This window comes from Bradyrhizobium sp. 134 (genome assembly GCF_023074155.1).
Lineage (GTDB): Bacteria > Pseudomonadota > Alphaproteobacteria > Rhizobiales > Xanthobacteraceae > Bradyrhizobium.
Genome location: NZ_JADPKX010000006.1, coordinates 34,902 through 47,693 on the forward strand (window position 1 = coordinate 34,902; position 12,792 = coordinate 47,693).

10 protein-coding genes are annotated in these 12,792 nt (G+C 63.3%); 2 read left to right on the forward strand and 8 right to left on the reverse strand.

What is annotated here, in order from left to right:
* The first annotated feature begins 58 nt into the window (after positions 1-58).
* Both IVA75_RS00930 and IVA75_RS00935 read left to right on the forward strand, forming a co-directional pair.
* Positions 59-661 carry a DUF2147 domain-containing protein gene (locus IVA75_RS00930; protein WP_247287392.1) on the forward strand — a complete coding sequence of 201 codons (603 nt, stop codon included), beginning with the start codon at positions 59-61 and terminating at the stop codon, positions 659-661.
* A 401-nt stretch (positions 662-1,062) separates the two neighbouring features.
* On the forward strand, positions 1,063-1,392 hold the full coding sequence (locus IVA75_RS00935; protein WP_197031123.1) for a hypothetical protein: 330 nt from the start codon (positions 1,063-1,065) through the stop codon (positions 1,390-1,392).
* A gap of 91 nt (positions 1,393-1,483) precedes the next feature.
* Here IVA75_RS00935 and garD read toward each other — a convergent pair whose 3' ends face one another.
* The 8 genes from garD to IVA75_RS00975 form a co-directional block, all read right to left on the reverse strand.
* Complete coding sequence (gene garD / locus IVA75_RS00940; RefSeq protein ID WP_247287390.1) at positions 1,484-3,025, reverse strand: galactarate dehydratase; 1,542 nt, start codon at positions 3,023-3,025, stop codon at positions 1,484-1,486.
* A 124-nt stretch (positions 3,026-3,149) separates the two neighbouring features.
* Complete coding sequence (locus IVA75_RS00945) at positions 3,150-4,598, reverse strand: aldehyde dehydrogenase family protein (protein WP_247287388.1); 1,449 nt, start codon at positions 4,596-4,598, stop codon at positions 3,150-3,152.
* A gap of 19 nt (positions 4,599-4,617) precedes the next feature.
* Entirely contained in the window at positions 4,618-5,961 is a 1,344-nt protein-coding gene (gene gudD / locus IVA75_RS00950; protein ID WP_247287386.1) for a glucarate dehydratase, read from the reverse strand.
* Positions 5,962-5,987: 26 nt separating this feature from the next.
* Complete coding sequence (kdgD, locus tag IVA75_RS00955; RefSeq protein ID WP_027518956.1) at positions 5,988-6,932, reverse strand: 5-dehydro-4-deoxyglucarate dehydratase; 945 nt, start codon at positions 6,930-6,932, stop codon at positions 5,988-5,990.
* A 124-nt stretch (positions 6,933-7,056) separates the two neighbouring features.
* Positions 7,057-7,962, reverse strand: a complete 906-nt coding sequence (locus IVA75_RS00960) for a LysR substrate-binding domain-containing protein (RefSeq protein WP_027518955.1) — start codon at positions 7,960-7,962, stop codon at positions 7,057-7,059.
* 122 nt (positions 7,963-8,084) lie between these two features.
* Entirely contained in the window at positions 8,085-9,437 is a 1,353-nt protein-coding gene (locus IVA75_RS00965; protein WP_247287384.1) for an MFS transporter, read from the reverse strand.
* A 126-nt stretch (positions 9,438-9,563) separates the two neighbouring features.
* Positions 9,564-10,682 (reverse strand): hypothetical protein, encoded by a 1,119-nt coding sequence (locus tag IVA75_RS00970; RefSeq protein WP_247287382.1) that lies wholly within the window; start codon positions 10,680-10,682, stop codon positions 9,564-9,566.
* Between the two features lie 8 nt (positions 10,683-10,690).
* On the reverse strand, positions 10,691-12,661 hold the full coding sequence (locus IVA75_RS00975) for a S8 family serine peptidase (RefSeq protein WP_247287380.1): 1,971 nt from the start codon (positions 12,659-12,661) through the stop codon (positions 10,691-10,693).
* Positions 12,662-12,792 lie beyond the last annotated feature (131 nt).

Genomic DNA, 12,792 nt, shown 5'->3' on the forward strand with positions numbered 1-12,792 from the left:
TCTGCGGCCATTGCGGTAGGCGGCTTGGCAAGGCGATTGGCTCAGCAAGGTGATCATAATGCGGACTTTCTTTTCCAGCTTTCGGCTGTTCTCGCTCCTCGCGCTCGCGATGTCGCTCGGTGCGGTGAGCCCCGTTGCGGCGCAAGTGCAGCAGCCGACCGCCGCGGGTCTCTGGCAGAAGGTCGAAGACGGCAAGACGGTGGGATGGTTCCTCTTCATCGACCACAACGGCATCTTCGAAGGTGTCATCGCAAAAACCTTCCCGCGTCCCGGCGACGACCCGAACGAGATCTGCGCGAAATGCACGGACGATCGCAAGAACGCGCCGGTGCTCGGGCTCTCCTTTATCCGCGACATGAAGCGCGACGGCTTGAAGTATGACGGCGGCAACGTGGTCAATCCGCGCGACGGCAACATCTGGAAGGCCAAGATGACGGTCAGCCCGGATGGGCAGACCCTGACGATGCGGGGCTTTCTCGGCATTTCCCTGTTCGGCAAGGACGAAACCTGGACGCGTCTTCCCGACACCAACATCGCGCAGGTCGATCCCGCCATCGTCGCGAAATATCTCCCGGCGCAAGCGACCGCCGCGACCAAGCCGATGCCTGCGGCGCCGGCGAAGAAGGGCGGCGCGATGATGGCGCCGGCGCCGAAGCAGTAGCGTCTACGTCGCGCACTGTGCCGTCTGAACTTCCGTAGCTCCACACACCACCGCTCGCGAAGGCGGGGGACTCCAGCACGCCGCAGCCTCTCCGTGTTCTTGCGCGGTGTCCGTGGCCCCCGTGCGCAATCGCGGTTGCGGCCGGCTGAGACAGCGGAGACCTTGGCGCGCGAGCAGCGGTCATACCCGTCGAAAGACCAATGCGTGCCGGACGCGCGCCAGTAGTTCCCCGGAATGCGCGGTGGCGCCGGATTTGCATAGCTATCCGCAAAGCTGTTGGGGGAATGAGTCGCCATCCTTGACGCCTTCGCCGAGTCGCGGAGGCGGACGGCAACTATCGCCCCGCGGCGATGACCTCGATCCGCGGAGACGACATGAGACGTGCAATACCGCGTGCCGCCATGCTGCTGGTTCTGACGGTGCTGCTGACCGCCCCGACGATGGCGCGTGATGACGGCCGCTACGCCAACTCGCCGTTAAAGCCCTGGTTCGAGAGCCTGCACAGCGAATACGGCCAATGCTGCTCGGATGCCGACGGCTATGTGGTCGCGGATGTCGACTGGGAATCCGACAGGGGCCGCTATCGCGTGCATCTCGAGGGCGAATGGGTCGTCGTGCCCGAAGGCGCCGTCATCACCGAGCCGAACAAGATCGGCCGCACCATGGTGTGGAAGCACTATATCGACGGCCATCCACGCGTGCGCTGCTTCATGCCGGGCAGCATGACGTAAACGGAAGCGTCATCCCAGGCGATGCGTAGCGCCGAAACGAGGCTCTCGCACCAACGCATCCGCGCGGCGAGACAGCGTCCGCGCCCAGCGCTCAGGTCACCGGCGCCGGATTGAACAGCGTCAAATCGTTGTGGATGCCCCAGCGATCCGACCAGGGTTGCGTGCGGCCGCTGGCGACGTCGAGGATCAGGCGGAACAGGTCCCAGCCGGTCTCCTCGATGGTCTTGTCGCCGGTGGCGATGCCGCCGGCATCGAAATCGATCAGGTCCTTCCAGCGTCGGGCCAGCTCGGTGCGGGTCGCGACCTTGATGACGGGCGCAGCCGCAAGGCCATAGGGCGTACCGCGGCCTGTGGTGAACACCTGCAGCGTCATGCCGGAGGCGAGCTGGAGCGTGCCGCAGATGAAGTCGGACGCCGGCGTTGCCGCAAACAGCATGCCCTTCTGCGTCGCCTTCTCGCCGGGCGAGAGTACGCCGGTGATTGCGGACGATCCGGACTTGACGATTGAGCCCAATGACTTCTCGACGATATTCGCCAAGCCGCCCTTCTTGTTGCCCGGCGTGGTGTTGGCGCTGCGGTCCGCGCCGCCCCGGGCCAGATAGGAATCGTACCAGGCCATCTCGCGGACCAGCGCGCGGCCGACGTCCTCGTTGATGGCGCGGCGGGTGAGCAACTGGATCGCGTCGCGCACTTCGGTGACTTCCGAGAACATCACGGTGGCGCCGGCGCGCACCAGCAGGTCGGCGGCGAAGCCGACGGCAGGATTGGCGGTGACGCCGGAGAAGGCGTCGCTGCCACCGCATTGCAGGCCGATGACGAGATCGGCGGCCGGGCAGGTCTCGCGGGTGCGCTTGTTGAGGATCTTCAGGCGGGCTTCGGCCTGGGTCATGATCGCCTCGACGATGGCGCCAAAACCGTCGAAGGCTTCGTCCTGCATGCGCACGATGGCGTTGCTGACGCCTTCCGGCACCAGACGCTCGGGCGCGAGCTTCTCGCAACCGAGGCTGATGACCAGGATCTCGCCGCCGAAGTTCGGGTTCTGCGCGATGTTTTGCAGCGTGCGGATCGGAATCACGGCGTCGGGCGCGTTGATGGCGACGCCACAGCCATAGGCATGCGTCAGCGGCACGACGTCGTCGACGTTCGGGTATTGCGGCAGCAGCTCGGCGCGGATGCGCTTCACCGCATATTCCATCGTGCCCTTGACGCATTGCACGGATGAGGAGATGCCGAGGATGTTTTTCGTTCCAACGGAGCCGTCGGAATTGCGAAAGCCCTCGAACGTAAAACCTTCCAGCGGCGGCAGCGGCGCGGGCACAGCGGTCGAGATTTCCAGCTTGTCGAGGGCAGGGGCGTCCGGCATGCGGATGCGCGCTTCGTCCACCCATTCGCCGGCCAGGATCGGCGCGAGCGCATGGCCGATCACCTCGCCATAGCGGATGATCGGGGCGGCCTGCGGGATGTCGACCAGTGCCGTCTTGTGGCCTTGCGGCACGAAGGCGCGCAGCGTCAACCCGCTGGCGAAGCGGGAGCCGGCGGGAAGCCCGAAATCATTGACCACGATCGCGACGTTGTCGCGCTCGTTGAGCTTGATGTAGCGAGGCTGTTCTTTCGCTGCGACTGACTGGTCCATCTGCGCTTGCCTCCGAAGCCGTAGGGTGGGCAAAGGCGCAACGCGCCGTGCCCACCATCTTCACACCGAACGTAAGGCGGTGGGCACACTTCGCTTTGCCCACCCTACGATATCTTGCCCGTGGTTAGCCGGGAAAGGTATAGGCGGTCTTCACCGTCGTGTAGAACTCGCGGGCATAGGAGCCCTGTTCGCGGGCGCCGTAGCTCGAACCCTTCCGGCCGCCGAACGGCACGTGATAGTCGACGCCGGCGGTCGGCAGATTGACCATCACCATGCCGGACTCGCTGTTGCGCTTGTAGTGTGAGGCGTATTTCAGGCTGGTGGTGCAGATGCCGGAGGCAAGGCCGAACTCGGTGTCGTTGGAGATCGCCAGCGCCTCCTCGTAGTTCTTGGCGCGAATGACGGCGGCGACCGGGCCGAAGACCTCCTCGCGCGAAATGCGCATGTTGTTGTTGGCCTCGGTGAACAGCGCCGGCTGCAGGTAGTGGCCGGGCGTTTCGCGCTTGAGCAACTCGCCACCCCAGGCGAGCTTGGCACCCTCGTCCTGGCCGATCTTGATGTAGCGCAGGTCCTGGTCGAGCTGGCTCTGGTCGACCACCGGGCCGATATGCACGCCGGCCTTGAGCGCGTCGTCCACCGTGAGGCCTTTCAGGCGCTCGGTCACCGCCGCAACAAAACGGTCGTGGATGCCTTCGGTGACGATCAGGCGTGAGGACGCCGTGCAGCGCTGGCCGGTGGAGAAATAGGCGCCGTTAACGGCGACTTCGACGGCGGTCTTGAGGTCGGCGTCGTCGAGCACCACCAGTGGGTTCTTGCCGCCCATCTCGAGCTGGAATTTCTTCATGTTGCTCGAGGTCACGCAGGCCTGCGCGATCTTGCGGCCGGTCTGCACCGAGCCGGTGAAGGTGATCGCGGCGACGTCGGGATGCTCGATCAGGGTCTGGCCGACCACGGAGCCCGAGCCGACAACGAGGTTGAACACGCCGGACGGGATGCCGGAGCGGGTGATGATCTCGGACAGCGCATGCGCCGAGCCCGGCACTAGCTCGGCAGGCTTGAACACCACGGTGTTGCCGTAGCAGAGCGCCGGGGCGATCTTCCAGGCGGGGATCGCGATCGGGAAATTCCAGGGCGTGATCATGCCGACGACGCCCATCGGCTCACGGGTGAGCTCGACGTCGATGCCGGGACGCACCGAGGCACCCTTCTCGCCGATCATGCGCAGCGCCTCGCCGGCGAAGAATGCGAAGATCTGGCCGGCGCGGGCGACCTCGCCGATACCTTCCGGCAGCGTCTTGCCTTCCTCGCGGGCGAGCAGGCGGCCGAGCTCTTCCTTGCGGGCGATGATCTCGAGCGAAATCTTGTTCAGCGCGTCGTAGCGCGCCTGCGGCGTCGACTGCGCCCAGGCGGGGAAGGCGGCCTTGGCGGCTGCGATGGCCTTCTCGGTCTGTGCCTTGTCGGCCTTGGCGTATTCGCCGACGACGTCGTTCGTGTTGGAGGGGTTGATGTTCTTGGTGACGGCGGAGCCATCGACCCATTCGCCGCCGATGAAGTTCTTCAGGATCGCAGTCATATCTCTTCCTCCGAATTTTCTAACGCACGAGGCAGGGACGCTTGTCGTCGAAGGTCCAGCCGGGGATCAGGTCCTGCATGGCAATAGCGTCATCGCGGGCGCCGAGTCCATGCTGCTTGTAGAGGTCATGCGCGGCGTCGATGGCGGCCCTGTCGATTTCGATACCCAGGCCCGGCCTCTCAGGCACGACGATCTTGCCGCCCTTGATCTGGAGTGGCTCCTTGGTCAGGGCCTGGCCGTCCTGCCAGATCCAGTGCGTGTCGATCGCGGTGACCTTGCCGGGGGCGGCGGCGCCGACATGGGTGAACATGGCGAGCGAGATGTCGAAATGGTTGTTGGAGTGCGAACCCCAGGTCAAGCCGTTGTCGCGGCAGGTCTGGGCCACGCGCACCGAGCCTTGCATGGTCCAGAAATGGGGATCGGCCAGCGGAATGTCCACCGCGCCGAGGCGCAGCGCATGGGACAATTGCCGCCAGTCGGTCGCGATCATGTTGGTCGCGGTCGGCAGGCCGGTCGCACGGCGGAACTCGGCCATGATCTCACGACCGGAGAAGCCACCTTCGGCGCCGCAGGGGTCCTCGGCATAGGCAAGGATGCCGTGCATGTCCTTGCAGAGGCTGACAGCCTCGTCGAGCGACCATGCGCCGTTCGGATCCAGGGTCACGCGCGCATTCGGAAAGCGCTTGGCGATCGCGGTGACGGCCTCGATCTCCTGCTCGCCGCGCAGCACGCCACCCTTGAGCTTGAAATCGGCGAAGCCGTAATGGTCGTGGGTGGCTTCCGCGAGCCGCACCACGGTTTCCGGCGTCATCGCCTCCTGATGGCGGAGGTTGAACCATTCGGCCTTGCCGGTCTCGCCGCTGACATAGTCGAGCTTGGTTTTACTGATGTCGCCGACGAAGAAGAGATAGCCGAGAGTCTCGACGCTGTTGCGCTGCTGGCCCTCGCCGAGCAGGGCTGCGACGGGCAGGTTGAGATGCTGACCGAGCAGATCGAGCAGCGCCGACTCCACGGCCGTGACGGCGTGGATCATGACGCGGAGATCGAAAGTCTGCTTGCCGCGGCCGCCGGCATCGCGATCGGCGAATGCGGTCCTGATATCGGCGAGGATGTTGTTCATCGCGCCGACGGTCTTGCCGATCACGAGATCACGGGCGTCCTGCAGCGTCTGCCAGATCCTCTGGCCGCCAGGCACCTCGCCGACGCCGGTGTGACCGGCATTGTCGGTGAGGATGACGATGTTGCGGGTGAAGAACGGCGCATGCGCGCCGCTCAGATTGAGGAGCATGCTGTCACGGCCTGCGACCGGGATCACCTGCATCGCGGTGACGACCGGTGCGCCAGTGATCTCGGTCTTGGCCATCGCAGGCTTCTCCCTGTTGTCGTCTGTTATTCTGCAGCCTGTTGTGACGATCGGATGGCGGGGAGATTTTTCACCAGCGCCGTGACTTCCGCGATCTCCTGCTCGGTGAGGTCGGTCAGCGGCGGTCGGACCGGGCCGGAATCACGGCCGATCACCTTCATGCCGGCCTTGATGATCGAGACCGCATAGCCCTTCTTACGGTTGCGGATCGCGATCAGCGGCAGGATGAAGTCCTTCAAGCCGGCGTGGATCGTCGCGTGGTCGCGCTTGCGCACGGCGGCATAGAAGTTGGTGGCGAATTCCGGAACGAAGTTGAACACCGCCGAGGAGTAGGTGGTCACGCCCATGTCGAGATAGGGCAGCGCGAAGGTCTCCGCGGTCGGCAGGCCGCCGATATAGGTCAGGCGGTCGCCGAGCTTGGTGTAGACCCGGGTCATCAGCTCGATGTCGCCGATGCCGTCCTTGTAGCCGACGAGGTTCGGGCAGCGTTCGGCGAGGCGGGCGAGCGTATCGGGCTGGAGGATGGCGTTGTCGCGGTTGTAGACGATGACGCCGATCTTCACGGAGGCGCATATCGCTTCCACGTGGGCAGCAAGGCCATCCTGCTCCGCATGGGTGAGATAGGGCGGCAGCAGCAACAAGCCGTCGGCGCCGGCCTTCTCCGCGCCGATCGCGATCTCGCGCGCGGTGGCGGTGCCGTAGCCGGTGCCGGCGAGGACGGGCACGCGGCCCTTGGTCTCGTCCACGGCGATCTTGACCACCTGCGGAACCTCGGCGGCCGTCAGCGAGAAGAACTCGCCGGTGCCGCCGGCGGCGAACAGGCCTGCGACGTCATAGCCGCAGAGCCAGTCCATGTTGGCGCGGTAGGTCGTCTCGTCGAAGGAGTAGTCCGCCTTGAACGGCGTGACGGGGAAAGACAGCAGGCCGGATCCGATCTTCTGGGCCATTTCCTGCGGGGTCATCTTGCTCATGGGCGCTGCTCCCTGGTCTCATGTTGTGGAGGACGCAAAGGCTGCGCGTCCATGCGCCGTGGTTTAGGAGACCGTTCGATGCGGGTCCAAGCCAAAGCCTATATCGACCGATGCGAATTCAGCATCAATCTTCCATCACCTCCGCCGAGGACAATTCGCTCGCGATTTTGACGAGCGCCGACAGCAGCGGATTCTCGTCGTCGCGGCGCCAGACCATGAACAGCTCGACCGGGACGCGGGTGCGCAGCTTCAGCGGCCGCAGGCGGACGTCCGCGATCTTCAGGCTCGCCGCCGCCGCCGGCACGATGGCAAGGCCGAGGCCGGCGCGCACCATGGCGAGGATCGAGTGGATCTGGCTCAGGTGCTGGACATAGCGCGGCAGGATGTCGGCGCGGGTGAACAGCGCCACCAGTACGTCGTGGAAGTAGCGGCTCTCATAGGGCGAATACATCACGAAGGGCTGGTTGTCGAAATCCTTGATCGTGATGGTCTCGGCATTCGCCAGCGGATGCTTTTTCGGGATCGCGGCGAGCAGGGGCTCGGCGACGACGCGGCGGCTGGCGATTTCGGGGCGCGCGATCGGGGGCCTGAGCAGGCCGGCATCGATCTGGCCCGAGGTCAGCGCCTCGAACTGGTCGCCCGAGACCATCTCCTTCAGCGAGAAGTCCACCTCGGGCAGCTTGGCGCGGCAGGCGGCGACGAGCTCGGGGAGGAAGCCGTAGGCAGCGGCCGCGGTGAAGCCGATCTTCAGCGAGCCGGACTTGCCGAGCGCGATACGGCGGGCGACCTGCGAGGCGCTTTCCGCAAGCTTCAGGATGCGCCGCGCTTCCGGCAGGAAGCTGCGCCCGGCCGGCGTCAGACGCACCGAGCGGCTGGTACGCTCCAGCAGCGGCGCATCGATGATGTGCTCGAGCACCTGGATCTGCCGGGACAGCGGCGGCTGGGTCATGTTCAGCCGCGCGGCGGCGCGGCCGAAATGCAACTCCTCCGCCACCGTGACGAAACAGCGGAGCTGGTTGAGGTCGAACATCGATACATGCCTTAGATGGATAAGGCGTTTCCCCGGCGCTTCTAGCATCGATTACTCCCAAAACAAAGACGGCGGCCGTGAAGCCGCCGTTAAGTTGCCTGGTCAAGCTCCCATGGGGGCCCTCAGGAGGAACGTTTGAGCACCACGCGCTCGATCTTGCCGACGACCACGAGATAGGCGAATGCGGCCACCAGCGCATTGGCGCCGACGAATATCAGCGCTCCGTTGAAGGAGCCGGTCGCGGCCAGGATGTAGCCGATCACGATCGGAGTGCTGATCGAGGAGAGATTGCCGAAGGTGTTGAACAGGCCGCCCGAGACGCCGCCGGCTTCCTTCGGCGAGGTGTCGGAGACGACAGCCCAGCCGAGCGCGCCGATGCCCTTGCCGAAGAAGGCGAGCGCCATGAAGCCGACCACCAGCGCCTGGCCGTCGACATAGTTGCAGGCGATGATCGACATCGACAGCAGCATGCCGCCGACGATCGGGATCTTGCGCGCCATCGTCAACGAGCCGGTCTTGCGCAGGATCGCGTCGGAGATGACGCCGCCGAGCACGCCGCCGATGAAGCCGCACAGCGCCGGCAGCGTCGCGACGAAGCCGGCTTGCAGGATCGAGAGGCCGCGCTCCTTGACGAGATAGACCGGGAACCAGGTCAGGAAGAAATAGGTCAGCGTGTTGATGCAGTACTGGCCGAGATAGACGCCGAGCATCATGCGGTTGGAGAGCAGCTGGCGGATATGGTCCCATCCCGGACCGGAAGCGGCCGCGCGTTCATGCTTCAGGTCGTCCTTGGGAGCGTCGAGGTCGACCAGCGCACCACCTGCCTTGATGTAGTCGAATTCGGCCTCGTTGACGCCGGGGTGCTCTTTCGGCCCGTAGACGGTCTTGATCCAGACCATGCCCATGATGATTCCGAGCGCACCCATCACGAAGAACACGTAGCGCCAGCCGTAGCCGTGTGCGATCCAGCCCATCAGCGGCGCGAAGATCACGGTGGCGAAATACTGCCCGGAATTGAAGAACGCCGACGCGGTCCCGCGCTCGTTGCTCGGAAACCAGGCCGCGACAATGCGAGCATTGGCGGGGAACGAGGGCGCTTCGGCGATACCGACAAGGAAGCGCAAGCCGAACAGCACGACGATCGCGGTGCCGGCGCTGAAGAATCCGACCCAGCCCTGCAGCGTCGTGAACAGCGACCAGACGATGATGCTGAACGCATAGACGAGGCGGGAGCCGTAGCGGTCGAGCAGCCAGCCGCCCGGCACCTGTGCGATCACATAGGACCATCCGAACGCCGAGAAGATGTAGCCCATCGCGACGGGGTCGAGATGCAGCTCCTTGGAGAGCGCGGGGCCCGCGATCGACAGCGTGGCGCGGTCGGCATAATTGACGGTCGTGACCAGGAACAACATGGTCACGATGAACAGCCTGACGCGAGACCTTCTCACGTCCGCTGCGGACATCACTGCGCTCATTGCGCGCCTCCTTAGAACTCGAAACGTTTCCCCACTGCGACTCCTAGAGGTGCGCGCGGCAAAGTGTCCAAGTTCAAGGCAGTATCGATCGATGCCGATTTTGGATTGATGGAACGGGAGTCGACGTCATCCGAGTTCTATAGCGAGGGATGGAGCGCTCTTTGCGCGGATTTCGAACTCGAATGACCGCGTTTTCTGCAACTTCGTCAGTTGCGTCTTGAGGCCCTTCACATCATTTGTGAAGTGCAGCGTATAGTCGCCGTCGCCTCGGACACTCACGATGTTCTCTATCGTATCGCTATCCGGGTTCCCGTACTTGCCGTCAGCCGAGATCACGTAGTGCTTTGCGGGAAACGACCTGAGGAACTTCTCGGTGATGTTGCGGTCGCTACCATGGTGCGGCATCTTCAAGATGTCGAGCTTCGAAGGCAGATCTAGACCTGCGTCCTTGAAGCCATCGACGATGTCGTCCCCGCGCGCGTCGCCGGTCAGCAAGATCTTACGTTTGGCGATTTCGACCAGCATCACGAGGCTCGACAGGTTTGTTGGGGACTCGTCAAGATCGTCGCGGAACAACGCAGCGAGCGCTGCGGCGTTGCCGGATTCGCTCTTCCATTTTTGTCGAAATGCGTCCAGCCGCGATTTAATCGGTCCGACGAGCGTGACCTTGGCGCCATCCACGACCTTGCTCCCGCTCTTCGAGGATAAGGTGCCACCGAACGGCTCGTTTCCGCTGAGCTGAAGTTTAGTCAGATAGTCCCGCAGCTCACGGCCCTGGCCGATGCTGGCAAGAACGGCAACCGCGCGCTGGTCGAGCGAGCCGTCGCCTATGTTGAGTTGGGGATCGGCACTGGCCATCGCCACTTGAGCCTTCGCTTGCGTGCCGGCGAGAGACGTCATGCCTGCCTGCAAGCTGGCGGAACTGCCGACGATGTCACGGAAGCTGTTATGCCAAAATCGCTTGATTTCGAGAAAGTCCGCGGCGCCGTCCTCCTGTTCGGCGAGCCCTTTGGTCATCTGCAAGATTCCCGTGACGTGGTCTTCGTCGACATGGCTCAGCATGGCAAGATCGACCGCCAGTTCGGAATCGTCGCCTCGCAACTCTTCCAATCGCGGTTTCAATGTCTGTTTCCAAACCCCCTTCGGCCCGCCGTCGATGATCCAGAGACGCTTCCTGTTCTTCCAGGGGTATTGAATAAGCAGGGCATCGCCGTGCTTTGCATTCAAGGCCTCAAATCGGATCATGACGGCTCCTAGACGGATTGCAGCGCGCGTAGCACGTCGAGCATGCCTGCCCCCTGGAAGCTAGCTTCGCGGCCGAGATCAGTGGCCGTCTTGCAGAGGATTTGCTTGATCATGGTTGGCCTGCCGATCAGCTCGCGGTGGCGCGCCATCAGCAATGCCGCTGCGCCGCTCACATGCGGCGCTGCCATGCTTGTCCCATCCATGCGCTTTGAACCGAGATTCGGTATGGGAGCCGTGATCTTCTCTCCAGGAGCGACCAGATCCGGCTTGCGCCGTCCGTCTCCGGTCGGCCCTCTACTCGAGAAGTAGCTCACGCCGTATGTGTGGGGCTCGCTGCGATGAGTTGAACCTACCGTAATCACGGCGTCTGCATTCCCCGGATCCGTGATGCTCGCGACGCGGTAGCTTCCAAAGTCGCCGCCGCCTGTTTCGGGATGCTGGTTGAATCCCTGATTCCCGGCGGCCGCGACCACCACCACCCCGTCGCCGACAAGTCTGGAGCATTCGTCGCAGATCGGAGTACGTCCACAGGCGTAACTCATGACCTCGTGCCGTATCGAGAGGCTTAGGTTGACGCCATGGATGACCGGATTTGCGCGAAAGCGATTGAGATGCGCAACGACCTGCAGGGCCGCCATGATCACGAACTCTTCCGCCTCACCGTTCTGGTCAAAGACACGAAAATCGTAAAGGGTAAGGTCGGGGCAGATTCCGAAGAGAGGACCGTTATCGTCATTGTCCTGCTCGGGCCAGTTTCCCGCCAGAATGCCGGCAACGTGTGTGCCGTGCTCTTGCGAGGGTGGCTCGTACCTGTCGTAAGGGACCGTAATCAGTGGCAGCAACATGTCCCAATCAATTTCCCGGCCAAGGTTGACCCGGCGCGTAAGATCCACAAGCTCCTGCTGTTGCTGTTGGGTGACGACGACTTGTCGCCCGCCCGAGGTCTTGAAGCGGCCACTTTGAAGCGCGAGCAACGTTCGCAAGTATGTGAAGTCATATGTTTTCTTGATCCTCGAGTGCTCGGGCAGAATGCCCTGTCCGGGCTCTGAGTACTTGCTCTTAGCGCGGTCAAGAAAAGCAACATGGGTGGCGTCGATGCCGCAGTCGATGACGGCCCAGGCGATCCCCTTCGTATTGATCTTGAACAAGTTGTGTGCCGCGTCCGCCTTCACGGCTTGCCGGGACTGAAACAGCGACACAGTCGTGCGGCGATTGAGTGATATGCTCCAAATCAGCTTTCCGTCCTCGTCGCCGGGAATTTGCTTGAACCGGCGGAATTGGCTCAGAAATCCTTCCGTGATGCTCCTGATATCCCGAAAATTATTGGCGTCGGTTTGCAGAACTTCGGCCAGGTCTTCGGGATCGGGACGCTCGCGCCAACTGTCGATGAACCCAGCCAAGACAATGAAGCGGAAGTAATCCCATTGTTGGCTGGTATTGACGACGGTCTTGAACTTCGTTCGCTGCGTTTCCAGTTGCGACAGCCGCTCTTCGACCTCCTGGAAAGATCGCAATTGCATGGGAAGGTCACGCCACCAGTTCGTCATGGGAATGACGACGCGCATCAGCTCTGCAAATGTCAGCTTGGCTACGACCGAGGACCTGCTGTACGCGATCATCGTCTCGCTTTTGAGCGTGCTGGTCGTTCTGCCGGAGTTCCTGTGATAGCGCAGCAATCGCTGCTCAAGCGACTGCGCAATGGCACCGGGCGCGTGTCCCGTCTTGGGAGTTAGGATGATGTCGACGCGCACCCCCTTGTCGGCCTTGGCGTAGGCCAGCCACACGTCCGGCAGGATGGGGCTATCTTGCGTGAAGCGCTGGTGACCAAATGTCCTGAAAATGAGGCTTCGCCAAGTGTCCTCGGACAGACGCGGTGATTCCTGATCCCGGCCTCGCGAAGCTTGGGTCGCCGATCTGCTACGCTGCGTGGGACCTCGCGGTCGCTTCTTGGCCGGACCTCTCGCTGATCGCTTCGCCAAGGCAGCCTCCTCCGTGTGACGTAGGCGGGCGTGCGAGCATTTGGTCTGACCCAAGCCCCTGCGCCCAACTTTAGCGTGCATTGGCGAAGTCGTGCATTCAATTTAGGCCGGAGAGGTCGCCTGCGCCATTT

Excerpts from the sequence above, each read along its gene's own strand:
- IVA75_RS00930 (WP_247287392.1), top strand. The coding sequence starts at position 59 with ATGCGGACTTTCTTTTCCAGCTTTCGGCTGTTCTCGCTCCTCGCGCTC.
- IVA75_RS00935 (WP_197031123.1), top strand. The coding sequence starts at position 1,063 with ATGCTGCTGGTTCTGACGGTGCTGCTGACCGCCCCGACGATGGCGCGT.
- garD (WP_247287390.1), bottom strand. The coding sequence starts at position 3,025 with ATGGACCAGTCAGTCGCAGCGAAAGAACAGCCTCGCTACATCAAGCTC.
- IVA75_RS00945 (WP_247287388.1), bottom strand. The coding sequence starts at position 4,598 with ATGACTGCGATCCTGAAGAACTTCATCGGCGGCGAATGGGTCGATGGC.
- gudD (WP_247287386.1), bottom strand. The coding sequence starts at position 5,961 with ATGGCCAAGACCGAGATCACTGGCGCACCGGTCGTCACCGCGATGCAG.
- kdgD (WP_027518956.1), bottom strand. The coding sequence starts at position 6,932 with ATGAGCAAGATGACCCCGCAGGAAATGGCCCAGAAGATCGGATCCGGC.
- IVA75_RS00960 (WP_027518955.1), bottom strand. The coding sequence starts at position 7,962 with ATGTTCGACCTCAACCAGCTCCGCTGTTTCGTCACGGTGGCGGAGGAG.
- IVA75_RS00965 (WP_247287384.1), bottom strand. The coding sequence starts at position 9,437 with ATGAGCGCAGTGATGTCCGCAGCGGACGTGAGAAGGTCTCGCGTCAGG.
- IVA75_RS00970 (WP_247287382.1), bottom strand. The coding sequence starts at position 10,682 with ATGATCCGATTTGAGGCCTTGAATGCAAAGCACGGCGATGCCCTGCTT.